Here is a 488-nt window from a genome sequence, read left to right as displayed (position 1 = left end):
CCACCGCCCGCACCGAGGCGCGCAATCCCCTGTTCAAGTGGGCCTGCCCCATCGGCTATGCCGAGATAGTGCTGATGGGACTCGCCAGTCGGCCCCTGACCTTGACCCGCCTGGAAGATGCCCAGCGCTACACCATAGGCGCCGTGCGATCCGATGTGGGGGAGCAACTGCTGCTCAATGCGGGTTTCGATGAGCAGAAGATCATGACCGCCAACCGCCTCTCCCAGGCCCTGCGCATGCTCACCTCGGGCCGGGTCGAGCTGATCTCCAGCAACAAATCCACCCTGCTGGATCTCATCAAGACCCAGCAGCTGGATCCTGCCCAGTTCGAGGTGCGCTGGATGTTGAGCTCCGAGCAGTACTGCTTCGCCTTCAGCCACCCGGTTGACGATGCCCTGGTCAGGGAGTTCCAGATCGGCCTGACCCAGGTGCTGGCCAGCAGCGACTTCCAGCTGCTCCAACACAAATACTTCCCCTCCCCCTGACCC

1 protein-coding gene is annotated in these 488 nt (G+C 63.1%); it reads left to right on the top strand.

What is annotated here, in order from left to right:
* On the top strand, positions 1-485 hold a 485-nt coding region (locus BN1120_RS06695; protein WP_042015279.1), incomplete at its 5' end, for a substrate-binding periplasmic protein.
* Positions 486-488 lie beyond the last annotated feature (3 nt).

Origin of the sequence: Aeromonas caviae (genome assembly GCF_000819785.1) — a bacterium.
Classification (GTDB): Bacteria; Pseudomonadota; Gammaproteobacteria; order Enterobacterales; family Aeromonadaceae; genus Aeromonas; species Aeromonas caviae.
The sequence above is the reverse complement of the archived record's forward strand: the minus strand, read 5'-3'. Positions and strand labels throughout refer to the sequence as shown.